The sequence below is a fragment of the Massilia suwonensis genome, assembly GCF_042655665.1.
GTDB classification, from domain to species: Bacteria; Pseudomonadota; Gammaproteobacteria; order Burkholderiales; family Burkholderiaceae_D; genus Telluria; species Telluria suwonensis.
The window spans coordinates 2,310,034-2,333,092 of sequence record NZ_JBHSMR010000013.1; the positions used below are offsets into that span (position 1 = coordinate 2,310,034).

General features: G+C 66.1%; 20 protein-coding genes. 5 read left to right on the plus strand and 15 right to left on the minus strand.

Translation table 11 applies throughout. The features are described from left to right. Positions 1 to 76 precede the first annotated feature (76 nt). The 6 genes from ACFPQ5_RS18425 to ACFPQ5_RS18450 form a co-directional block, all read right to left on the minus strand. Positions 77 to 5,314 carry a hybrid sensor histidine kinase/response regulator gene (locus ACFPQ5_RS18425; RefSeq protein WP_379759028.1) on the minus strand — a complete coding sequence of 1,746 codons (5,238 nt, stop codon included), beginning with the start codon at positions 5,312 to 5,314 and terminating at the stop codon, positions 77 to 79. Between the two features lie 27 nt (positions 5,315 to 5,341). After that, complete coding sequence (locus tag ACFPQ5_RS18430; RefSeq protein WP_379759031.1) at positions 5,342 to 7,666, minus strand: methyl-accepting chemotaxis protein; 2,325 nt, start codon at positions 7,664 to 7,666, stop codon at positions 5,342 to 5,344. Positions 7,667 to 7,702: 36 nt separating this feature from the next. Then, positions 7,703 to 8,239 (minus strand): chemotaxis protein CheW, encoded by a 537-nt coding sequence (locus ACFPQ5_RS18435; protein ID WP_379759034.1) that lies wholly within the window; start codon positions 8,237 to 8,239, stop codon positions 7,703 to 7,705. Further along, a complete protein-coding gene (locus tag ACFPQ5_RS18440) occupies positions 8,239 to 8,607 on the minus strand; it encodes a response regulator transcription factor (RefSeq protein ID WP_379759037.1) in 369 nt (122 codons plus the stop codon). Before ACFPQ5_RS18440 ends, ACFPQ5_RS18435 begins: the two co-directional genes overlap by 1 nt. 21 nt (positions 8,608 to 8,628) lie before the next feature. Continuing rightward, a complete protein-coding gene (locus tag ACFPQ5_RS18445) occupies positions 8,629 to 9,027 on the minus strand; it encodes a response regulator (protein WP_379759040.1) in 399 nt (132 codons plus the stop codon). Between the two features lie 310 nt (positions 9,028 to 9,337). Beyond that, the gene (locus ACFPQ5_RS18450; RefSeq protein ID WP_136221333.1) at positions 9,338 to 9,490 is read right to left on the minus strand and encodes a rubredoxin; all 153 of its coding nucleotides are present in this window, start codon (positions 9,488 to 9,490) and stop codon (positions 9,338 to 9,340) included. A 95-nt stretch (positions 9,491 to 9,585) separates the two neighbouring features. Between ACFPQ5_RS18450 and thiD the strand changes: the two genes are divergently transcribed. From thiD to ACFPQ5_RS18475, 5 genes are read left to right on the plus strand one after another with little or no spacing between them, the layout of a single operon-like run. Then, entirely contained in the window at positions 9,586 to 10,425 is an 840-nt protein-coding gene (gene thiD / locus ACFPQ5_RS18455; protein WP_379759043.1) for a bifunctional hydroxymethylpyrimidine kinase/phosphomethylpyrimidine kinase, read from the plus strand. After that, positions 10,422 to 11,720: a glutamate-1-semialdehyde 2,1-aminomutase gene (hemL, locus tag ACFPQ5_RS18460; protein ID WP_379759046.1), complete on the plus strand. Its 1,299-nt coding sequence runs from the start codon at positions 10,422 to 10,424 to the stop codon at positions 11,718 to 11,720. Before thiD ends, hemL begins: the two co-directional genes overlap by 4 nt. Before the next feature lie 58 nt (positions 11,721 to 11,778). After that, positions 11,779 to 13,050 (plus strand): NRAMP family divalent metal transporter, encoded by a 1,272-nt coding sequence (locus tag ACFPQ5_RS18465; protein ID WP_379759049.1) that lies wholly within the window; start codon positions 11,779 to 11,781, stop codon positions 13,048 to 13,050. Positions 13,051 to 13,104: 54 nt separating this feature from the next. Next, positions 13,105 to 13,905 carry a glycoside hydrolase family 19 protein gene (locus ACFPQ5_RS18470; protein ID WP_379759052.1) on the plus strand — a complete coding sequence of 267 codons (801 nt, stop codon included), beginning with the start codon at positions 13,105 to 13,107 and terminating at the stop codon, positions 13,903 to 13,905. Further along, positions 13,874 to 14,356 (plus strand): hypothetical protein, encoded by a 483-nt coding sequence (locus tag ACFPQ5_RS18475; RefSeq protein WP_379759055.1) that lies wholly within the window; start codon positions 13,874 to 13,876, stop codon positions 14,354 to 14,356. Before ACFPQ5_RS18470 ends, ACFPQ5_RS18475 begins: the two co-directional genes overlap by 32 nt. A gap of 138 nt (positions 14,357 to 14,494) precedes the next feature. Here ACFPQ5_RS18475 and corA read toward each other — a convergent pair whose 3' ends face one another. From corA to mpl, 9 genes are all read right to left on the minus strand, one after another. Further along, positions 14,495 to 15,469, minus strand: a complete 975-nt coding sequence (gene corA / locus ACFPQ5_RS18480; protein ID WP_136221233.1) for a magnesium/cobalt transporter CorA — start codon at positions 15,467 to 15,469, stop codon at positions 14,495 to 14,497. Between the two features lie 112 nt (positions 15,470 to 15,581). Beyond that, the gene (gene mtgA, locus ACFPQ5_RS18485) at positions 15,582 to 16,307 is read right to left on the minus strand and encodes a monofunctional biosynthetic peptidoglycan transglycosylase (RefSeq protein ID WP_379759059.1); all 726 of its coding nucleotides are present in this window, start codon (positions 16,305 to 16,307) and stop codon (positions 15,582 to 15,584) included. An 8-nt stretch (positions 16,308 to 16,315) separates the two neighbouring features. Next, positions 16,316 to 17,128, minus strand: coding sequence for a shikimate dehydrogenase (gene aroE, locus ACFPQ5_RS18490; protein WP_379759062.1), 813 nt, complete (start codon positions 17,126 to 17,128; stop codon positions 16,316 to 16,318). Beyond that, the gene (locus ACFPQ5_RS18495; RefSeq protein ID WP_379759065.1) at positions 17,128 to 18,009 is read right to left on the minus strand and encodes an energy transducer TonB family protein; all 882 of its coding nucleotides are present in this window, start codon (positions 18,007 to 18,009) and stop codon (positions 17,128 to 17,130) included. Before ACFPQ5_RS18495 ends, aroE begins: the two co-directional genes overlap by 1 nt. Before the next feature lie 148 nt (positions 18,010 to 18,157). Further along, positions 18,158 to 18,457, minus strand: a complete 300-nt coding sequence (locus ACFPQ5_RS18500; protein WP_379759068.1) for a hypothetical protein — start codon at positions 18,455 to 18,457, stop codon at positions 18,158 to 18,160. Then, positions 18,457 to 20,499 (minus strand): ribonuclease catalytic domain-containing protein, encoded by a 2,043-nt coding sequence (locus tag ACFPQ5_RS18505; protein ID WP_379759071.1) that lies wholly within the window; start codon positions 20,497 to 20,499, stop codon positions 18,457 to 18,459. Before ACFPQ5_RS18505 ends, ACFPQ5_RS18500 begins: the two co-directional genes overlap by 1 nt. Before the next feature lie 16 nt (positions 20,500 to 20,515). After that, on the minus strand, positions 20,516 to 21,088 hold the full coding sequence (locus ACFPQ5_RS18510; RefSeq protein WP_379759074.1) for a chorismate--pyruvate lyase family protein: 573 nt from the start codon (positions 21,086 to 21,088) through the stop codon (positions 20,516 to 20,518). Continuing rightward, entirely contained in the window at positions 21,085 to 21,678 is a 594-nt protein-coding gene (locus ACFPQ5_RS18515; protein WP_379759077.1) for a YqiA/YcfP family alpha/beta fold hydrolase, read from the minus strand. The genes ACFPQ5_RS18510 and ACFPQ5_RS18515 overlap by 4 nt, the downstream gene beginning before the upstream one ends. Continuing rightward, on the minus strand, positions 21,675 to 23,045 hold the full coding sequence (gene mpl / locus ACFPQ5_RS18520; RefSeq protein WP_379759080.1) for a UDP-N-acetylmuramate:L-alanyl-gamma-D-glutamyl-meso-diaminopimelate ligase: 1,371 nt from the start codon (positions 23,043 to 23,045) through the stop codon (positions 21,675 to 21,677). The genes ACFPQ5_RS18515 and mpl overlap by 4 nt, the downstream gene beginning before the upstream one ends. Positions 23,046 to 23,059: the final 14 nt, after the last annotated feature.

The following is a 23,059-nucleotide window of genomic DNA, read 5'->3' on the forward strand; positions in this document are numbered from 1 at the left end:
CGGGACTCCACCCTACGCATAGAGTGAATCGTAGGGTGGAGCCCCGACTCCACGCGTTACAGCGTACGCAGACCGATCACGCCTCCGGCATCTCGCCATTCAACAACCCCGCAATCGCCCCCAGCAGCACCGGCTCCTGGAACGGCTTGCCGAAATACGCATTCACACCCAATCCGAGCGCGTAGTTGCGGTGTTTATCGGCCGTGCGCGAGGTGATCATGATCACCGGCAGATTGGCCGTCGCCGCATCGCCGCGCACATGCCGCACGAGGTCGAACCCGTCCATGCGCGGCATCTCGATATCGACCAGCATCAGGTCGGGATGCACTTGCGGCAGCTGCGCCAAAGCGTCGACGCCATCCTTGGCCAGCGCGACACGGTAGCCCTCACGCTCGAGCAGGCGCTGGGTCACGCGGCGCACCGTCAGCGAATCGTCGACCACCATCACGGTCGGACGGTGCACCGGGGCCGGCTGGGCCACCGCAGGCGCCGTGTTCAGGCTGCCGGCATTGCGGCCCAGCGCCAGGGGATTCAAAATCAGGACGATGTCGCCGGTGCCGAGCACGGTGGCGCCGGCAATGCCCGGCACGCGGGCCAGCTGCGGCCCGAGGTTTTTGATGACCACCTCGCGGTTGCCCAGCACCTCGTCCACCTGCAGCGCGATGCGCTCGCCCGCGCCTTGCAGCACCAGCACCGGACGCGAACGCAGGCCCGGCTCGAAGCGCTCTCCCTCTCCCAGCAGCGCCGGCAGGTAGTGGAAAGGCAGCAGCTCGCCGTTCGCTTCCAGCGTGCCGGCCTCGAACGCAGCGGCCAGGTCCGGCTCGCGCACCTGCAGCACCTGCTCGACCAGGGTCGAAGGCAACGCATAGGTGCGGGCGGCGCTGGCCACCAGCACCACCTGGGTCACGGCCAGGGTCAGCGGCAGGCGGATCGTGAAGCGCGTGCCCTGCCCGGCCCTGGTGTCGATCGTCACGCGTCCGCCCAGGGCTTGCGCTTCGGAGCGTACCACGTCCATGCCGACGCCGCGGCCGGCCAGTTCGGTCAGCGTGTCGGCGGTCGAGAAGCCCGGCGCGAAAATCAGTTCGGCGGCCTGCTCGTCGCCCAGTTCGGCATCCGGTGCGACCAGGCCAAGTGTTACCGCCTTCTCGCGGATGCGCGCCAGGTCCAGGCCGGCGCCGTCGTCGCTGAACTGCAGCACGACCTCGTTGCCTTCCTGGCTGACCTGCACCAGCAGTTCGCCCGTATCCGGCTTGCCGCCCGCCGCCCGTTCGCTGCGCGCTTCGATGCCGTGCACGATGGCGTTCCTCAGCAGGTGTTCGAAAGGCGCGGCCATCTGTTCCAGCACGCTGCGGTCGATCTCGACGGCGCCGCCGCGGATGTCCAGGTTCACGCGCTTGTCCGTCTCCTTGGCCGTCTGGCGGGCGACGCGAAACAGGCGCTCGGACAAACTCGCGAACGGCACCATGCGCACCCGCATCAGGTCGCGCTGCAAATCGCGCGTCATGCGCGACTGCGCCGCCAGCTCCTCGCCCGCGCCGTCCACCGTGCGCGAGAGCGACTCGTGGAAGGAGGCGACATCGTTGACGCTTTCGGCCATCATGCGCGTGAGTTCCTGCAGGCGCGTAAAGCGGTCGAATTCGAGCGGGTCGAATTCGCGCTCGCCGGCGATCGACATGCGCGAGGCGATCTGCGATTCGGCCTGCATCTCGACTTCGCGCAGCTGGCGCCGCAGGCGGCCCAGGTTGTCCGAGAACTCGGCCAGCGCGCCTTTCAGCACGCCCATCTGGTTTTCCAGCTTCGAACGCGTGATCGAGACTTCGCCGGCCTGGGTCACCAGGCGGTCGAGGATGTCGGCGCGTACCCGCACCAGCGGCGTACGCGTCTCGCTCGGCGCCAGCGCTTCCACGGCCGGGGCGGCAGCGTCCTGCGTGGCCGCATCGGCTTCCGGCGCCTGCGCCGGCTGCACCAGCTGTTCGAACAGGGCCAGCGCCGTGTCGTAGTTGGCCATCAGCTCGTCGAACGCGGCCGGCGCGGTGGTCCCCGCATGGACCATGTTCTCGACCTGCGTTTCCAGCTCGTGCGTGTGCTGGCCGATGCGCATCGCGCCGGCCATGCGCGCGCTGCCCTTGACCGTGTGCAGGGTGCGCAGCAGGCCCTGGGCCGGCGCCGGATCCTGCGGATTGTGCTGCCACTGGCGCAGGCCGTTGCCGATCTGCGGCAGCAGGTCGGCCGCCTCTTCCAGGAAGACCGGCAGCAGGTCGGGATCGAGTTCGTCGTGCAGCACCGGCTCGGGGGCGAGCGCATCGGCGGCCAGCGCGACGGGGCGTTCGATCGCTTCCGGTTCGGGTTCCGGTTCCGGTTGCAGCTCTGGTTCCGGCTCTGGTTCCGGCTCGGCTTGCGCCACCGGCTCCTGTTGCGGCACGGGCGCTTCTTCCTGCGCCTGCGGCGCATCGAACAGCGCGTCCATATCGAAGTCGAACGGATCGGCCGCAGGTTCCGTAGATGCAGCGGGCTCGGATTGCACAGTCTCCGGCGCGGCAGGCGGCTCGGCCAGCAGGCTGTCGTAAGCTTGCGCAAACAGGTCGTCGAGCTGGCGCGCCAGGTCCGGCGCGGCGTCGCCATACGCGGCGGCGGCCTGCTGCTGCGCCAGTTCCTCGCGCAAGGCGTCGAGGGCGGCCAGCATGTCGGGCTGCTCGGGCGCCAGTTCGTCGCGTCCAAAAGCCTGCAGCATCTGGCGCACGCGCGCCAGCACGGCATCGAGGACGTCGTGCTGGGCCGGGTTCAGCACCAGGCCGGGCGCGGCCAGCATCTCGAGCATGGTCTCCAGCGCCTGCGCCAGGTCGCGCAGGGCGAGGAAACCGACCGTGCCCGAGGTGCCCGCCAGCGTGTGCACGGCCTTGAGCGCTTCCGCGCTGACCGGGCGGCCCGCCTCGTGGCGCCACTCGCCGACGTCGCGCTCGAGCAGGCGCAGCAGCTCGTCGGTTTCGGCCACATAGATGTTGTACAGGGCCAGCGGGATCTCGAGCGTGCCGACGCGGTGCAGGTTCTCGTCGGCGCTCGGCGCGGGACGGGTGGCCGTCGGCAGCGCGAACACATTGCTGGCCGGCTCGCGTTCCGGTTCCGGCGCGGGCGCTTGCGGAGCCTGTGGCGTCTCGACGGCGAAGCTGCCGCCGTTCTGCACGCGTTCGGCCGCGGCGATCAACCCGGCGCTGCCGCGCGCCGAGGCGCCATTGGCCGCCAGTTCGGCAACCCAGGGCGTCAGCTCGGCATGCGCGTGTTCGGCGAGATCGAGCAGATCCGGCGTGGCGGCGCGGCCATCGGCCAGCCAGACGTTCAGCACGCGCTCCAGCGCGGCGGCGCCAAGCGCGAAGTCCTCGAGGCTGACCATGCGCGCGCTGCCCTTGAGCGTATGGAAGGCGCGCCGCACGATGGTCAGCGCATCCTGCGCCTGCGGGTCGCGCCGCAGTTCGGGCAGCGTGGCGGCGATCGTGTCGAGCACCTCGCCCGCCTCGATGACGAAGATCTCGAGCAGCTCGGCATCGATGCCGGCATCCTCTTCGGCCGTGGGCGCCTCAGTTACGTCAACGGCCTCGGGCGCCGGCACGTTCTCCTGCGCCGCACCGGCCTGCTCGAAGCTCAGTTCGCGCAGCAGTCCCGCTTCCTCGTCGAAGACGAAGCGGCCCTTCGCGCTGTCGCTGTTCTGCGCCAGCATGTCGGTGAAAAAGCCGAGCGCGCCGATGTTGCGCGCGATGTTGTGCAGGGCGCCGGCCTGGGCCTGGACGTCGCCGTCGCCCGCGGCCAGTTCCGCCACCGCCTCGCGCACGTGGTGCGCGGTGCGCGCCGCCGCTTCCTGGTCGAGGATGGACAGCGCGCCCTGGATCTGGTGCAGCACGGGCGCGGCGGCATCCAACGCGCCGCGCTTGTGCTGCGGTTCGTCGTAGTACTCGTCGAGCAGCTTTTCGACCTGGCGCAGGCCGGACTTGATCTCGCCCGCCAGCACCGCCACGGTCTGGCCCTGCTGGATCTGCTGCGCCAATTCGTTCTGCCAGTCGGGCGCCTGCGGCGGCGTCTGGCCGGCGGCCAGGGCCAGCAGGCGCTGGCCCACCACTTCCGCGTGCTGGCCGAAATCCTCGGGCAGCTGGCGCACCTGGTCCAGGCCATGTTCGACGAACAGCATCGCGGTCGCCATCTCGAGGCCGAACTGGTCGTTGCGGCCGGAGGCGATCGAGGCGTTGGCGGCCTGGCCGAGTTCGCGCAGCAGCTGGGCCAGCGCCGGCGCGCCGAGCTTGTCGCTGGCGCCGGCCAGGGTCGCCAGCGCGTCGTTGAAGTCCGCCTCGCGCGTATCGTCCGGGTGCACGGCCAGCTGGTCCCAGTCGGACTTCGACCGGGCCAGCGCCTCCTTCGCTTCCTTCAGCGCGGCCGGGTCGACCTTGCCGTAGCGGCGTTCCGTGTAATCGGCAGGCACGGCGCCATCGAGCCGGAACGCTTTTCGCAATGCTGCCGCCTCGCCGTTGGCAGCGGGTGCCACGGCGATGAAGAACAGCGCATCGCGCAGCATGGTGTCCGGCAGACCGGCCTGGCCCTGCGCCAGGCGGCGCAGCTGCAAATTGATCTGGCCGAACAGCTGCTTCACATACAAATCGCCCGCCAGGCTGCCGTCTGCGACCAGGGCCGCGACCGTGTGCAGCGCGCGCCAGGCGGTGCCAGTGCCGGCCAATGGCGCGATGGCGGCGGCGAGCGCGCCCGCATGCGTGCGCTGGGCGGCGGCATCCGCGCTCTTCAGGTATGGCAGCAGCGCCTTCTCGAACTGGGCGCGGCAGGCCGCGTAATCGGGGACGACATCATTGACGACTTGCGCCGCCGAGGTATCCACATCCAGCAGATCCGACGGATGGATGCGCTCGGCGCCCAGCAGTTCCTGCAGCGCGCGGTAATACGGAAACAGGCGCAGCGGCTGCGGTGCGCTGCCCGCCACCAGTTCGTCCAGGTATTCGCCGATCGCATTAAAAGCGTCGCGCACGGCCTTGACGGTCTCCGGCGTGCAGTCCAGCGTACGCTCCTTGAAGCGCTCCAGCGCGCGCTCGGCGGCGCCCGTGAGCAGGCCCACGCCGGCGACGTCAACCATCTGCAGCGCGCCGTGCGCCTGGTGCAAATGCGTCTTCGCATGCAGCAGCAGGGTCGGCTGGGCTTCGCTCGAACGCGTGGCGGCGTCCTGCAGGGCGGTGCTGGCGCGTTCGAGCGCGCCGCGGATCTCGCCGATCACCCAGGACAGGGGACCGGTGTCAAAGGCGGGCGCGGGCTGGGATGAAGTCATCGTCGTCTTGATATATCAAAGTCCGGCTCAGGCGGCGACGCGGAAGCGCGACACCGAGTTTTTCAGTTCCTGCGCCAGCACGGCCAGCTGGCGGATCGATTGTGCGGTCTGTTCGGTGCCTTGCTGGGTGTGCTCGGTCACCGACAGGATGTGCTGCATGTTGTGCGCGACGCCATTCGCGGACGTCGCCTGCAGGGCGGTCGCAAACGAGATCCCCTGGATCAGTTCCGCGAGGCGGTTCGAGACGCGCGAGATGTCGGCCAGCGCGGCGCCGGCGGCGTCCGACAGGCGCGCGCCCTCGACCACGCCCTGGGTCGATTTTTCCATCGCCGCGGCGGCGTCGTGGGTGTCGGTCTGAATCGTCCGCACCAGCGCGCCGATCTGCTTGGCCGCTTCGCCCGAGCGTTCGGCCAGGCGCTGCACCTCTTCGGCCACGACCGAGAAGCCGCGGCCCGCTTCGCCGGCGGACGCCGCCTGGATCGCCGCGTTCAGCGCCAGCACGTTGGTCTGTTCGGTAATGTCGGAAATCAGTTCGGTGATCTCGCCGATCTCCTGCGAGGATTCGCCCAGGCGCTTGATACGCTTCGAGGTTTCCTGGATCTGTTCGCGGATCTCGTGCATGCCGAGGATCGCGTTCTGCACCGCGGCCGAGCCCTGCTCCGCCGCAGCCACCGACTGGCGCGCCACCTCGGCCGATTCGTTGGCCGACTTCGACACGTCGGTGATCTCGCCGGCCATGCGCCGGACCGTGGATGACGCTTCCTCGATCTCGCGCGACTGCTGCTCGGTCGCGCCCAGCAGGCCTGTGGAAATCAGCTGCGCCTCGTTCGAGGCCAGCGTCACCTGCTCGGCGGTGGTGGTCACGCGCAGCACCAGGCCGCGCAATTCCTCGACCGTGTAGTTGACCGAGTCGGCGATCGCGCCGGTGATGTCTTCGGAGACGGTGGCGTGCACGGTCAAATCGCCGTCCGCCACTTCCTGCAGTTCGTTCATCAGGCGCAGGATCGCGGCCTGGTTCTGGCTGTTGGTGGCCTTGGCTTCTTCTTCCTGGGCCTGCGCCAGCTGGCGCTGGCTTTCCGCTTCGCGGCGGCGGCTTTCCGCGCCGCGGGTGCGATTACGCGAGTCCTGCAGCATGACGCGGCTGATCGAACCGGCGGTGGCGAGGGTGAAGATCGAAGCGACCACCAGCAGCCAGAACCAGCCGTTCTGCGAGGATTGCTGGTCGCGGTAGCCGGACTGCAGCGCCGCCACTTCCTTTTTCACGTCTTCGTTGTCGCGGTGGATGGTGCGGGCGGCGGCGCGCGCCTTCGAGTAGGCGGCCGGGTTGTCGAGGAAGGGCGAGAAGTCCTTGCGGAAGGCATTGAAGCGGGTCTGGACCTGCACCAGCTTGTCGCGCAAGTCCGGGTTGCGCTGGGCGGCGCCGCCACCGAGCAGCACGCCGAGCGCGTGCTCGAAGGCCGCGCTGTCGGCGCCGATGCGCACGGCGGCGTCGTCGTCGGGCACGCCGATGGCGAAGAACTGGTTGGCGCCGCGCGCCAGGCGCTGGGTCAGCATCATCATGCGGCCAATCGCCGCCAGTTCGCCGGCGCTGGCGCCGCGCTCGACGTTCTGCGTCATCAGGTCTTCGGTGAGCTTGAGCATCTCGGAAGCGAGGCCGTCGAGCTGGCGCACGCTTTTATCGAAGGCGATCAGCGCCGGCTTCATTTTCAGGATGTTGGCCGCGCCCTGCTCGGACGCACTCCAGGTATTGCGCACGCGCGCGAGCTGGGCGGCCTGGCGGCCGCTGGCGCCGGGGATGGCGACCTCGCCCAGGTCGCCGCCCTTGGCCAGCAGGCGCATGTTGCGGTCGACTTCGGTGCGGCTTTCGTCGAGCTGGCCGAAAGAATCGGCGCGTCCGGCGAGTGCGTTCGGCGCCGCCTTGCCGGCACGCTGGGTGTGCATCAGGAGGTCGCCGGCGACCTGGATTTGCGCCGCGACCTTGGCGTTCTCCGCCGCGTTCTGCCACATCCCGAGAATGGTCAGCAGGATGCCGGCGCCGAAGGCGGCCAGCAGGATGCGCAGCTGGCGCGGCAGCGACAGGTGGCCGATCAAGGGCAGGCTGAGTTTGTCGTCCTCGTCCTCGTCTTCCACCTCGGCCGAAGGAGAAGCGGCGGAGCGGCCGCGCATCACGTTCCCGAGGCGCTGCATGGCTTCCTCGGCCGAACCGCCGGCGGGCGCGCTCGCCGTCTCGTCAGGCGCCGCGGCCGTCAGCACGTCGGCGCCGAAGCGCGTGTCGGGCGACGCCAGCACGGTGTCGTTCTCGACCTTCCCTTTCGGGAGGAAATTCAAACTCATCTTGGAAGCGATTCCCATTGCGGCTCCTGATGCTGCGGTTTTTATAAGTGTGTGTTATCGGCGTGGGGCCAGTGCGACGTGCAGGAAGCGTTCGTCCCGCACCAGTGCCGCCAGCGACAGCGGCGTCCAGGCATGGCCCTCGGCATCGCGCAGCCGATTGCCTTCTTCCTGCATCGCGCCCGGGCGGCGCAGGCCGTGGACGCGCGTGACGAGCAGCGCGCAATTGATGCCCAGGCGCGGCGCCAGCGACACCAGGCGCGCGTCAGGCCCGGCGGCGCTCGTATCGGGATCGAGATAGCGTGCCAGGTCGATCACGCCCATCAGGCTGCCGCGCACGTTGGCCAGGCCGAGATACCAGGGCTGGGTCAGCGGCACGACGGCCAGCGCGGGCGGCGGCACGATCTCGCCGGCTTCGGTGAGCTCCAGCAGGTAACGCTCGCCGCCGATCGCCACGCCCAGCTGGTGCAGGGTCGCGCCGCTGCCGCTTTGCGCGGCCTGCATGCGCTCCAGGAGCTGCGCCTGGTAGTCGCGCAGGCGGGTGCGGCGCGCCGCCTGCGGCGCCAGCATGCCGGCATCAAGGGCGGCGTTCATCAGGCGCCCAGCGCGGCGATGCGCGCCAGCAGCTGGCCTGGATCGACCGGCTTGACGAAGTAATCCTTGGCGCCCTGGCGCATGCCCCAGATGCGGTCGGTTTCCTGGTTCTTGCTGCTGCAGATGATGACGGGGACGGCGGCCAGGTCGGGATCGCGCGCGATCGCACGCGTCACCTGGAAGCCGTTCGCGCCCGGCATGACGACGTCCATCAGGATCAGTTCGGGGCGGTCGGCGCGCATCTTGACCAGCGCATCCTCGCCGTTGTCGGCGGTCGAGACGGCAAAGCCGTTTTTCACCAGGATGTCGGTCAGGTAGTAGCGTTCGGTCGGGGAGTCGTCGACGATCAGGATCTTGTTAATGGCCACGGGGGCTCCGCAATGTCAGTATCAGGCCTTCGGGGCCGTGTGCTCGCGGACGGCCGCGAGCAGGGTGTCTTTGGAAAACGGCTTGGTGAGATAGGCGCTCGAGCCGACCATCGCGCCGCGCGCGCGGTCGAACAGGCCGTCTTTTGATGAGAGCATGACGACCGGCGTCGCGTGGAAGCGCGCGCTTTTCTTGATCAGGGCGCAGGTCTGGTAACCGTCCAGGCGCGGCATCAGGATGTCGCAGAACACGAGGGCCGGATGGTGGTCGTTGATCTTGGCCAGCGCGTCGAAACCGTCCTCGGCCAGCACCACCTGGTAGCCGGCTTGGGTGAGGAAAATCTCGGCCGAACGGCGGATCGTGTTGCTGTCGTCGACCACCATGACCGTGAGGCCATTTGCTCCCTGCGATGTCGTCGTCATATTCGTTTCACTTCAGCATGGACCGCCAAGATAGCATAGGGCGATGGGCTTGTGCGGGAAGTGTTGCACAGAGTCAACTAAGGGCAAACGGGAGGGGGGAAAGCTTGTTGGAAGGGCTAGAAATTACGTTATCGACCAGAGTTGGTTTGATAACTTGATTGCCAAGTAAGCATCAGAATTGCTGCATTTGTAGGGTGGGCTCCGCCCACGCGGTGAACCATGTGCACAGTCGCAGCGTGGAATACCGTCAGTAGTGTGCAGAGGTACCATATCGCGTGGGCGGAGCCCACCCTACAACGGCGACCGCAGATCAGATTGCGGTCATCTCGAAATCGTCTTTGCGTGCGCCGCACTCGGGGCACGTCCAGTTCATCGGCACATCGGCCCAGCGCGTACCAGGCGCGATCCCGTCGTCCGGGGCGCCTGCTTCTTCGTCGTAGACCCATCCGCAGATCAGGCACATCCAGGTCTGGTAAGCGGTCGCCGTCGTATCGTTACTCACGTTGTCGTTCCTTCGATCTAGTAAAATGGGGAATCAGGTATCTTAATCTACCCGTCGTGCAAAACCAACCGTCTCCGCTGATTCTCACATTTGGGGTGTCCGACCCGGTCGGGGCGCTCGGCGTGCAGGCAGATGTCGCCACCTTCGCCGCCCATGGCTGCCATGCCCTGTCGATCACCACCGCCATGCTGGTGTCGGACAGCGCGCGCGTCGAGGAGTGGCATGAAGTCGATACCGGCGTCATGGCCGACCAGGCGCGCCAGGTGCTCGAAGACATGCCGATCGCCGCGGTGAAAATCGGCGCCATCGCTAGCATCGAGCAGGCCGCCGCCATCGCCGAAATCGTCTCGGACTACGCCGAGGTGCCGCTGATCGTCGATCCTTTCCTGTCCGCCCTGCCCGACTCCGGCATGTCGGACGAGGACATTGTGGCCTCGATCCGCCAGATCCTGGCGCCGCAGGCAACGATCCTGCAACTGTCGCAATCGGAACTCGGGCGCATGGCCGAACTCTGGCGCGAGGCCGGTGCCGACGGCTCGCTCGAAGCCGACGTGGCCGAACTCACCGCGCGCGGCTGCCAGTACGTGCTCGTCACCGGCACCTCGAGCGAAGGCCACAAGCGCGCCAACAGCCTGTTCGACCGCGACGACGGCGTGACCATCCTCGACTGGCAGCACCTGCCCGGCCATTTCGTCGGCGCCGGCACCACGCTCTCGGGCGCGCTGACCGCCTGCATGGCGCGCGGCATGGACGCTATCGAGGCCCTGCATGCCGCCCAGGCATACACCTATGGCGCCCTCCAGCACGCCCAGCGCTTCGGCATGGGCAAGCTCGTTCCCAACCGTTTTTATCGCATCCTGCCGCAGGCCGGCAGCACGAAAGCATCCATCCAATGACGACTGAACAATCTGTTTCCCGTAACGACACCCTGTTCGCCCGCGCCCAGGAAAGCACCCCCGGCGGCGTCAACTCCCCGGTGCGCGCCTTCCGCTCGGTCGGCGGCACGCCACGCTTCATCACCCGCGCCGAAGGCCCGTATTTCTGGGATGCCGACGGCAAGCGCTACATCGACTACATCGGTTCCTGGGGCCCGGCCATCGTCGGCCACGCGCACCCGAAAGTAATCAAGGCGGTGCAGGATGCGGCCGCCAACGGCCTGTCGTTCGGCGCGCCGACCGAAGGCGAGATCGAAATCGCCGAGGAAATCTGCAAGCTGGTCCCGTCGATCGAACAGGTGCGCCTGGTGTCCTCGGGCACCGAAGCGACCATGAGCGCGCTGCGCCTGGCGCGCGGCGCCACCGGCCGCGACAAGATCGTGAAGTTCGAAGGCTGCTACCACGGCCACGCCGATTCGCTGCTGGTCAAAGCCGGCTCCGGCCTGCTCACCTTCGGCAACCCGACCTCGGCCGGCGTACCCGAAGATTTCGTCAAGCACACCCTGGTCCTCGACTACAACAACGTCACCCAGCTCGAAGAAGCCTTCGCCTCGATGGGCGACACCATCGCCTGCGTGATCGTCGAGCCGGTCGCCGGCAACATGAACCTGATCCGCGCCACGCCGGAATTCCTCACGCGCATGCGCGAGCTGTGCACCGAGCACGGCGCCGTGCTGATCTTCGACGAAGTCATGTGCGGCTTCCGCGTGGGCCTGGGCGGCGCCCAGGAAATGTATGGCATCACCCCGGACCTGACCGCCCTCGGTAAAGTCATCGGCGGCGGCTTGCCGGTCGCGGCCTTCGGCGGCAAGACGGAACTGATGCAGAAGATGGCGCCGATCGGCCCGGTCTACCAGGCCGGCACCCTGTCGGGCAACCCGGTGGCGGTGGCCGCCGGCATGACGACCCTGAAGATCATCCAGGAACCGGGCTTCTACGAGAAGCTGACGGCCGCCGGCGAAAAGCTGGTCGCCGGCCTGACAGCTGCCGCGAAAGAAGCCGGCATCGCCTTCTGCGGCGATGCGGTCGGCGGCATGTTCGGCTTTTATTTCAGCGAGACGGTGCCGGCAAGCTACGGCCAGATGATGGCTGGCGACAAGGCACGCTTCAATGCCTTCTTCCACGGCATGCTGGACGAAGGTGTGTATTTCGCACCGGCCATGTTCGAAGCGGGTTTCGTGTCCGCCGCGCACGACGATGCGGTGATCGAGGAAACGATCGCGGCGGCGCGCAGGGTATTCGCCCGCCTCGCATGATCCAGCAAGGGAGCCGCCGGCTCCCTTTTTTTTCGCCCGACATAGACCAGGGAGCCGCATGCCACTGTTCCAGCGCCTGACCGACAACGCCACCCTGAAGTCGCTCGGCCCCGGCCTGATTTCCGGCGCCGCCGACGACGACCCGTCCGGGATCGCCACCTATTCCCAGGCGGGCGCGCGCTTCGGTTTCAATACGCTCTGGACGCTGGTGCTGACCTACCCCTTCATGGTCGGGATCCAGGCCGTGTCGGCGCGCATCGGCCGCGTCACCGGGCTCGGCCTGGCCGGCAACATCCGGCGCACCTATCCGGCCTGGCTGCTGTACACGCTGGTGCTGCTGCTCCTGGTCGCGAACATGATCAATATTTCGGCAGACATAGCCGCCATGGGCGAGGCGGCGCGCATGGTCGCGGGCGCCGGTTCGGCGCACATGTATTCGCTCGGCTTCGGCCTGCTCTGCCTGGCCTTGCAATTGTTCCTGCCCTACACCCGCTACGTGCGTTTCCTGAAGTGGCTGACGCTGGGCCTGCTGGCCTATGTGGCGACCGGTTTTGCCATCGACATTCCCTGGCGCGAGGTGGCGGCGCGCACCGTGATGCCGCATTTCTCGTTCACGAAGGAATCGATTGCCTTGATCGTGGCCATTTTTGGCACCACCATCAGTCCCTATCTCTTTTTCTGGCAAGCGTCGCAGGAAGTCGAAGAGATCCGCGCCGACGACACGACCCACGCCCTGCGCATCAGCGCCGTCGATGCGACGGAACAATTGAAACGCGTGAAGACCGATACGATGATCGGCATGGGCTTTTCGAACACGGTCGCTTTCTTCATCATGCTGACGGCGGCCGTGACGCTGGGCGCCCATGGCGTCACCGACATCCAGACGTCGGCCCAGGCCGCCGAAGCGCTGCGTCCGGTGGCCGGCGATTTCGCGTTCTGGCTGTTTGCCCTCGGCATTGCCGGCACCGGCCTGCTGGCCGTACCGGTACTGGCCGGCTCGGCCGCGTTCGCCGTGACCGAAAGCCTGCGCTGGAAAAATGGCCTCGAACTCAAGGTGCAGGAAGCGAAAAAATTCTACGGCATCATTGTGCTGGCGACAGTCGGCGGCATGCTGCTCGACTATGCACCGATCGACCCCATCGAAGCGCTGATGCTGTCGGCCCAGATCAATGGTGTGATCGCTGTCCCGGTGATGACCATCATGATGCTGCTTGCGCAGAACCGCAAGATCATGGGTGAGTACACGCTGTCGCGACGTCACCTCGTGCTCGGCTGGGGCGGCGTGGCGATCATGGCGGCTGCAGTGGTGGCGATGTTCGCTACGCTCTAAGAGCGCTCCAGCCGGCCGCTAATCGGGTGCTTTCCAGCCAGGAAGGGGCTGACCATGGCACGATCGAGACGTTCTCCTCCCGGCGCGCCCCGTTCGCGGGTGCCGCGCTCGCAAGCACCGCTGCCGCCATCGCCGCAGCCGGTGGTCACGCTCGCCCTGCTGCGCGCGGCCGACGCTTCCAATTCCGACGCGTACTACGCCGGCATCGTCGACGCGCTGAACGATGGCGCGCGCCGCTACGCCGTGAACACGCCCCTGCGCCTGGCCCATTTTTTGGCCCAGATCGGCCATGAAAGCGGCTTTCGCGCGCTGGAAGAAAACGGCCGCTATTCGGCGCCGCGCATGCGCGAGATTTTTGGATGCCGCGGCGGCCCGGCGCGCTACGACCGCGCGCTCGACGATTGCCGCCTCGACGCCGAGGGCCGGCCCGATAGATTACGTCCGAAACTGTGGCTGGAAGCGGACAGCTACGCCGGCAACCCGGAGCGACTGCTGTCCTATGTCTACGCGAACCGCCTGGGCAATGGCGACGAAGCCTCGGGCGACGGCTTTCGCTACCGCGGGCGCGGCCTGATCCAGCTCACCGGCAAAGACAATTACGCCGACTTTACTGCGGCGCATAACGCCCGCAACAGCCTCGATCCGCGCGATTTCGTGGCGGAACCGGAACTGCTCATGAGCGAACTCAAGTACGCAATCGAATCGGCTTTCTATTACTGGGATGCGCGTACAGTAAACCCGCTTGCTGACCAAGATGACCTCGAGCAAGTGACCCGCGCTATCAATGGCGGATTGAACGGACTGGAAGATCGCGGAGCGCGCCTTGCGAGCATCAAGAAAGTACTGGGTATCTGAATGCGTGTTCGCCGCGGCGTGCTGCGTGACCATGCCGGCGCAGGCCGCTTCGCTGTGTGCGCCCGATGAACCCGTCGTGTTCGCCTGCCACGTGGGCAGCAAGCAGGTAGCGTTGTGCCGCCCGGCCGGCGACCGCGGCATGCTGAGCTACCGCTTCGGCCGGCCCGACAGTGTCGAGTTGTCGTATCCAGAGCCGGGCCGCCAGGCCAGCGCGGCCTTCACGGTGAAATCGGCGCCCTTGGTCGGCGGCGGAGAAACGACGGTCGCCTTCCGGCGCGGCGCCTACACCTATACCGTCTACAGCAAGGTGGCGCGCGGCGCCGACGGCACGACGCCGGAATTCGAGGATGGGGTGATCGTCGCGCGGGGCGGCAAGGTGCTCAGCCGGATGCGCTGCGAGGATGGGGGAGAAGGCTTTCGCGAACCGGTAGCCTCGGTGGCCGTGAAATAAAATTTCACACCGACCGCTTCGTTGAAATTTTATTACGCCATTGTAGGGTGGGCGCCCCGTGCCCACCAATGGCGTGCACTTAGTTTGCGCATCGTTTTGGTGGGCACGGGGCGCCCACCCTACACTCGTGGAATTTTATTACGCCAGCTTCAGCCAGCCGCGGCGGCGGAAATACCACAGCGGCGCAATCGCGCTCGCCACCATCAGCCCGATCGCGAACGGATAGCCGTAATCCCAGGTCAGCTCGGGGAACCACTTCTGGAAGTTCATGCCGTAGATGCTGGCGATCAGCGTCGGCGGCAGGAAGGCGACCGAGGCCACCGAGAAGATCTTGATGATCTTGTTCTGGTTGATGTTAATGAAACCGACGGTTGCATCCATCAGGAAGTTGACCTTGTCGAACAGGAAAGAGGTGTGGCCATCCAGCGATTCGATGTCGCGCAGGATCTGGCGCGCCTCGTCGAACTGTTCCGAGTTCAGTAATCGGCCGCGCATCAGGAAGCTGACGGCGCGCCGGGTGTCCATCATGTTGCGGCGGATGCGGCCGTTCAAGTCTTCCTCGTGGGCGATCGCGTTCAGCGCGGCCGCCGCGTCCTGGTCGGTGAATTCCTTCTGCAGCACGCGCTGGCTGACCTCTTCCAGGCTCTCGTAGATGCCCTCCAGGGCGTCCGCCGAATACTCGGCATCGGTCGCGTACAGGTCGAGCAGCACGTCCATGTAGTCGGCGATCGAACCGGGACGCGAACGGGCGCGCATGCGCACCAGGCGGAACACGGGCAAATCGTCCGAGTGCACCGAGAACAGGCGCTTGCCCGACAGGATGAAGGCGACCGTCACCACCCGCGACGGACCGTCTTCTTCCTCGAGCAGGAAGTCGGTGCGCAGGTGCAGGTCGCCATTCTCCGCTTCGTAATAGCGCGCCGAGGCTTCGATGTCCGAGACTTCGTCTTCGCCCGGCAGCGTCACGCCATATATCGTCTTGACCCACGCGCGTTCGTCGTCATCCGGATCGGTGAGATCGACCCAGACAGGCGTGGCATTCTCCAGGTCCGCGCGCGAGGCGATGGGCACCTGGTTCAGTCGGCCATTTTGTAGGACAAATACGTTGATCATGCGCTTTCTCGGCCGGAATCAAAACTGACGCAAGTGTACCCGTTAGCCCCGAGCCCGGCCACCCCGAAACAACAGTTTTGCGGGGCATTCAGCTGTTTTTCGGCGATCGGACTTACGGCAACTCGGCCGAGGCCATGCGGCGCTGGATCAGCACCGTACGCTTGACCAGGTAATTGGTGCTGCGGTGGCGGTCGTAGTAGCGTGGATTGGGCAGCATCACGGCCAACCTGGCGGCCTGGAAGGGCGCCAGGTTGGCGGCCGGCACCTTGAAGTAATAGCGCGCCGCCGCTTCGGCGCCGAACACGCCGCGGCCGAACTCGACCACGTTGAGGTAGACCTCGAGGATGCGCCGCTTGCTCATCACCGTTTCCAGCATGAAGGCGATGATCATCTCCTGCCCCTTGCGCAGGTAGCTGCGGTCGCCCGACAGGAACAGGTTCTTGGCCAGCTGCTGCGTGATGGTCGAGCCGCCGCCAACGACCTTGTGCTTGCGGTTGTTGCGGTTGTAGGCGCGTTCCAGCGCATCGAAGTCGACGCCCGGATGGTCGGCGAAGTTCGCGTCTTCCGAAGCGACCACGGCGCGTTTCAGGTTGTTCGAGATGCGCTCGTAAGGCACCCACTGGTGCTTCAGTTCGGCATTCGGGTTCTTCTCGCGCAGCACGGACAGCTGCTGGCGCATGAAGCTGGTCGAACTCGGATTGAAGTAGGCGAACCAGCAGACCTGGATGAAGAAATACAGCTGGAGCAGGAAGACGGCCAGGATCGGGCCCAGGAAAATCCATTTGATCCAGCGCCGGCCGCCCTTGGCCGCGCCCGATCCATTACCTCGTTTTGCCATCGTTATACTTATTTTAGGTTGAGCAGATTGTTCAGCACCTCGGCCGTTGCCGGCCGCACGCCGCGCCAGACCGTAAACGCTTCGGCGGCCTGTTCGACCAGCATGCCGAGGCCGTCGCGCGTGTCGGCGCCCTGCTGCGCCGCAAACGCCATGAACGGCGACGGCGCGCTGCCGTACATCATATCGAAAGCCAGCGTGCCTTTGGCAAAAGCCGAGGCCGGCACCGGCGGCATGTCGCCCGCCAGGCTGCTCGAAGTCGCGTTCACGACGATGTCGTAGGGTCCGGCGATCTCGTCGAAGCCGCAGGCGGCCACTTCCACGCCGTGGCCGGCGAAGGCGGCGGCCAGGCTGTCGGCCGTGGCGCGGGTGCGGTTCGCCACCAGGATAGACGCCGGCTTCTCTTCGATAAAGGGCAGCATGACGCCGCGCGCCGCGCCGCCCGCCCCCAGCAGCAGGATGCGCTTACCCGTCAGCGACACCCCGGCATTCCTGACGATGTCGGCGACCAGGCCGGCGCCGTCGGTGTTGTCGCCGACGATCTCGCCATCGACGAAGCGCAGGGTGTTCACAGCCCCGGCCGCGCGCGCGCGTTCGCTCAGGCGCGTGGCGATCGTCGCCGCTTCCAGTTTGAAGGGTACGGTGACGTTGGCGCCCTGGTAGCCCTGCTTGACCAGGGTGCGCACGAGGTCGAGAAATCCGTCGAGCGGCGCCAGGCAGCGCTCGTACGCCATGTTCTGGCCGGTCTGCGCGGCAAAGGCGGCGTGGATCTGGGGCGATTTGCTGTGGGCGACTGGATTGCCGATCACGCAGTATTTGTCCATTACGCCTGCTCCTGCAGTTCGGCCTTCACTTTTTCCTCGCGGGTAAAAGTAAAACGGGTGATCACGATCCACAGGTCATCCTTGCCGGCCGTGCGCATGTTCTGCGGGAAAGCGCCGAAAGGCGCGGCACGGCGCACGATTTCCAGGGCCGCGCGGTCCAGGGCCGGATTGCCGGACGAGCGCTCGATGCGCGGGCCGCCTTCCTTCTGGTACAGGCTGCCGTCCTGGAACACGGGAATCGACACCACCAGCTCGCCATACAGTTTCTTGCCGTTTTGCTGGGGGAAGTTCAGCGTGCCGACCTCTTCCACCTGTTTCTGCATCGCCTTGTAGTACAGCGCGTAGCCGACCTGGCGCGTGCTGGGCGAGATGTGGGTGCGCTTCGGGCGCTTGTTCTGGTCCTCGATCGTCTGCGTGATTTCCGCCGTCATGCGCGCGATCTGTTTCGCGGTGTCGACCTCGTCGTTGCCGGTCCGGGTCGGATCGGGCTTGTCCTTGTCGGTGACGGGGGCGGCGACAAAAGCCGACTTCTGCACCCGGGTCAGCACGTTCTGCTGCAATTGCTCGAGTTCGACGATGCGCTTTTGCAGGGCCTTGATGCTGTCGCCGTTTTCGGTCTTGCGCAGGTCGGGCAGCGGCGACTTCGAGCGTCCCGCGTCCGCCGTGCCGCCGCCTTCCAGGTTGGCCTGGGCCAGCGCCTCGGCTTTACTGGGCGCCTTGGCATGTTTCGCGTTGACGAGGATGACTTCCAGGCCCGGATCGGCCGGCTCGAAGCGCAAGGCATCGGGCGCCGCGAAACGGATGGCGAGCAGGACCGCGTGAGCCAGCACGGAGGCGGCCAGGGCAATCGTCAGGGGGCGGTTTTCTCGGGAGTACTTCACACGGGCGGCCGAACGGCTTTGAATCTGGGAATCCAAGCATTCTACCGTGCGAAGCGGTCGTGTGGGATGTCACTGCGGAAGCGTGGTGGCGGCGCGGCAACGTCCCAGAAAAATTGTTGGCACATGCATAACGCGCGGCCAACCCTCATTACTTCGGGCAGACCAGCTTCAACGCGTGCCCATCCTTCTCCGCGTAATACTCGACGCACTTCTCGCCCTGCTTGTAAATCGTGCGCATGCCGAAGGAGGACACGTAATCGGCCTCGTCGAAGCTGACCGAGCCATCGTGGTCGAGGTCGATCGCTTCATAGGGCATCGGCGCCCGGTAGACCATCCAGCCAAAGGCGCCCCAGTACAGCAGCATGAGCGCGGCCGTGGCGAGCACGAGCGCGCGCAGCGAGCGGTGCCCGCGGCGCGGCGGGGAGCCTGCCTCGATTCTTGCCGCCATCAACCGGCAGCCGGGGCCGGGTCGTCGGTGCTGACAGCGGCAACCGCGCCTTCGGCTTCGACAACTTCCTCGACCGCGGCTTCCCCGGTATCGGCCACTTCGCCCTCTTCCTCTTCGAAAGCGATGTCCTCGCTCGGCGCCGCCGCCACCTCAAGCAGGCGTGCCTCCAGCGACAGGTCGACCTCGTCCCAACGCACGATGTCGAGTTTGACTTGCGCGCCGCGCGCCACCTGCGGCATGCCGGCCAGGCGGATCACCAGCGGCACGTCGGAGAGGCGCAGCACGTCGTCCTTCAGTACGACGGCGTCGGCCTGCTTGACGCCTTCCTGGCCCAGCCAACGCAGGCACCAGTAGCGTTCCATGGTCTGCTGGAAATCGTTGTACGCGGCATAGGCCGCGTCGAAGGCCGAGACGATCGAGAACAGGGTCGCGTCGCGCGGTTTAAAAGGCGCGACCAGCGGCGCCGTCACGCCGTGCTCGGCGCAGGCGATGATCTGCCACTGGTTGACCAGGTCGGTATAGCGGCGCAGTGGAGAAGTGCTCCAGGCATATTGATCGACGCCGAGACCCTGGTGCGGCGCTGCGTGCGTGACCATGCGCACCTGCATCTTGGCCGCCCAGCCCGCACCGCTGCCGGCGCCCTGCGAACGGTAGATGCCCGGCACGCCGGAGTCGTGCAGCAGCTTGCCCCAGGTGCTGTTCGCGAAAATCATGAGTTCCGCGACGATCTTGTCGAGCGGCGCACCGCGCTTGCGGCGCACGATCGAGACCACGTCGTCTTCGACATAGAAATTGAAGTCGACGCGATTGGCCTGCTCCGGCTTCAATCCAAACGCTTCGCGCTTGGCCATGCGCCCCGCTTCCAGCTTCAGGGCCCACTTCCACAGCAGCGCCAGTTCCGCCTTGTGCGGATATTCTCCAACACCATTTTCCAGCGTCTCTTCGTTGACCAGCTCGTCGAGATCGTTGTGGCGCAGGTTGCTCTGGATCGGCACCAGCTCGGCGCGCGTCGTGGTCGAGACGGTCGACCAGTCGGCCGGGTTCAAGGTCGCATACAGCGACAGCGCCGGGCAGGTATTGCCTTCGGCCAGGGTGAACGCGTTGACCACCTCGTCCGGCAGCATGGTGATCTTGTCGCCGGGCATATAGACGGTCGACATGCGGCTGCGCGCGATCTTGTCGATCTCGTCGTCCGGCTTGATGGCCAGGCCCGGCGCGGCGATGTGGATGCCGACGCGCACGTTGCCATCGTCCAGTTGCTCGACCGAGAAGGCATCGTCGATCTCGGTAGTGGTGACGTCGTCGATCGAGAAGGCGGCGACCTTCGCGACTGGCAGCGCCGTCGGCGCGCTCGGCACGGCCACTTGCGGGAAGCCGGCGCCGCGCGGGAAGTTCTCGAACAGGAAACGGCCCATGTGCAAATCCTTGGGCGAACCGATGCCTTTCGTCGCCAGCATCAACCGCGGCGCGGTCGTCTGCAGCTCGTTGGCCGCCGCTTCCAGCGCCTTGTACTCGATGGTGTTCTTGTCCGGCTTGAACAGCAGTTGGGCAACAATCGGCTGCATCGCCGCCGGCAGCGTGCCTGCCTTCAATTCTTCGACATAGGCTTGCTGGATCAGCCCCTGCTGCTTCTTCTTTTCGATGCCGGCCTGGGCCGCGCGCAGCGACTGCTCGGGCGCGGCCTTGTAGCGTCCGCGTCCCTTTTTATAGAAATAGATCGGGGCGTTGTGCAGGGCCAGCACCAGGCCGGCCGCTTCCGCCGGCAGCGGCGCGTGGCCGAAGTATTCGGCGCCCAGTTCCGCAAAGCCAAATTCTTCCTGCCCTGCCACTTCCCACAGGAAGTCGAGATCGACTTCGGCGGCGATACCCTTCGCTTCCTCCAGCAGCGCTTCCGGCGCCGGTTTTTCGAACTGGAGCAGGACGTCCTTGGTTTTCACCTTGGACCGCTTACCGCTCGACAGTTCGACCTGGTAGGCCTCACCGGCCGTCGACAACACCGTGCCGACCTTGAAGTCGCCCGATTCCTCAAAAAATACGTTCATGTTATTTCGCTATCTTTTATTTTGTTGCAGCTGCCGTCAGGTTCATTACAGCCGGCAAGAATACTTCGGTGACCATCAGCAGGCCTTGATGGCGGCGGTAGACACAGCGCCGCGCATGGAAATTAGTTGCGTCCGCATCAGCCCCGAGCGCGGCACGTACACGCGCCAGCAGCCGGTGACCGGGACGCAGCCGGGCAAATTCAAGCAGCCCGCGTTGCACCTTCGGGTCATAAAACAGGGTGCTGCCGAGCGAGCGTTCGCCCAGCGCCGAAAACAGCGGCCAGTCGCTTGCCGTCGCCGACATCGGCACGACCGTATGGCCGAACACCACCGGCACGCCGTCGCACAGCAGCAGCACTTCGCGTTCCCAGACCCCTCCGCGACGCGGCAGCGCGATGCACGCCGCCTCCTCGATCGAGCACGGCGCCAGCTTCTGGTGCAGGCGCCGCACGCGGAAGGCCTCGCTGCTTGCGACCAGGCGCGCCGTCAGCGAACCGGTCGTCTCCAACCAGTCGCGCATCGCCGGTTCGGCGCCAACAGCGCCGGCATTCTCGTGCCACTTCGCCAGGCGCAGCGATTGTCCCCTCACCTAGGCGCGCCTGACCAGTCCACGCCTGGCTGGCAAAAGGCCAACACTTCATCGACATACTGCGGAAATTCCGAAATCGCGTGATCGCTGCCCTGGATCACGTGCTGGCGCGCACCTTGGTAGTGGTTCACCATGTCGCGGTAGTCCAGCACTTCGTCGCCCGTCGCCGCGATCAGGAAATAGCGCTCAGGCTTGGTAATCTGCGCCACTTTCAGCTCGGCCAGTTCGTCGATGTATTCGCGCTTGAACTCGAAGGGTTCGTCCGAATGCCAGCCGGTCGTCACGCCGACGTGATGCTCGAGATTCTTCAGCGGATCGACCGAGGGATTGAGCAAGACCGCCGGCACGTCCAGGCGCTCGGCGAGCCAGGTGGCATAGAAGCCGCCCAGCGAGGAGCCGACGATGGACAGATTGTGCGGCGCATGGCGCTCGGCCAGCAGCAGGGCCAGTTCCATCGCCGCTTTGGGCGAGGCCGGCAATTGCGGACAGATCAGGTCGCCGGCGCGGCCGGCCGCCGTCATGCGCTCCTGCATCACCCGCGCCTTGAACGAACGCGGCGACGAACGAAAACCGTGCAAATACAGAATCATTTCGCCAGCGCCTCGAGCAGCTTCTGGTGCACGCCGCCGAAGCCGCCATTGCTCATCACGAGGATGTGGTCGCCCGGCTGGGCCGCCTGCACGATGGCCTGCACCATGTAGTCGATCTGGTCGAAACTGTGCGCAATCGTCCCAAGCGGCTTTAATGCATCGGCCAGCGACCAGCCCAGCGCCTGCTGGCTGCCGAATCCGAACACCAGGTCCGCATCCTTCAGGCTGCCCGGCAGCGCGTCCTTCATGGCGCCCAGCTTCATCGTGTTCGAACGCGGTTCCAGCACGGCCAGGATGCGGCCCGAGGTGCCGATACGCTGGCGCAAGCCGCCGACGGTGGTCGCGATCGCGGTCGGGTGGTGCGCAAAATCGTCGTAGACGGTGACGTTGTTGACCACGCCGCGCACTTCCATGCGGCGCTTGACGCTCTGGAAGCGCGACAGCGAATCGACGGCTTGCGCCACCGGCACGCCGACGTGGCGGGCAGCGGCGATCGCGGCCAGCGCGTTCGAGCGGTTGTGCTTGCCGGTCAGTTCCCAGTGGACCGTGCCCTGGTTTTCGCCATTGAATAAAACATCGAAGCTGGCGCCGCCCGGATGCTCGACCATCGCCCAGTTCACGCCCTCGGACGAACCGAAGGTTTCCTTGTCGCTCCAGCAGCCGCGCTTGATCACACGTGCCAGCGAGGCTTCGTCGCCGTTCACCACCAGGCGGCCCACGCCCGGTACGGTGCGCACCAGGTGGTGGAACTGGGTTTCGATGGCGCCGATGTCCGGGAAGATGTCGGCGTGGTCGAATTCGAGGTTGTTCAGCACGGCGGTTTTCGCGTGGTAGTGCACGAACTTGCTGCGCTTGTCGAAAAAGGCGGTGTCGTACTCGTCCGCCTCGATCACGAAGAAGTCCGATTCGCTGTCGCCCTGCAGGCGCGCCGAAATGCCGAAGTTCATCGGCACGCCGCCGATCAGGAAGCCCGGCGAATAACCCGCGTCTTCCAGGATCCAGGCCAGCATCGACGAAGTCGTCGTCTTGCCGTGGGTACCGGCGACAGCCAGCACCCATTTTTCACGCAGAATATGTTCACCGATCCACTGCGGGCCCGACACGTAGGGCAAACCACGGTTCAGGATTTCCTCGATCAACGGATTACCGCGCGTCATCACATTGCCGACCACATACAGGTCGGGATTCAGCGACACCTGTTCCGGACCATAGCCCTGGATCAGTTCGATGCCCTGGGCCTCGAGCTGGGTGCTCATCGGGGGATAGACGTTGGCGTCGCAACCGGTAACGCGGTGACCGGCTTCTTTCGCCAGGACCGCCAGGCCGCCCATGAAGGTGCCGCAAATGCCGAGGATGTGAATGTGCATGATTGTGAGGAATA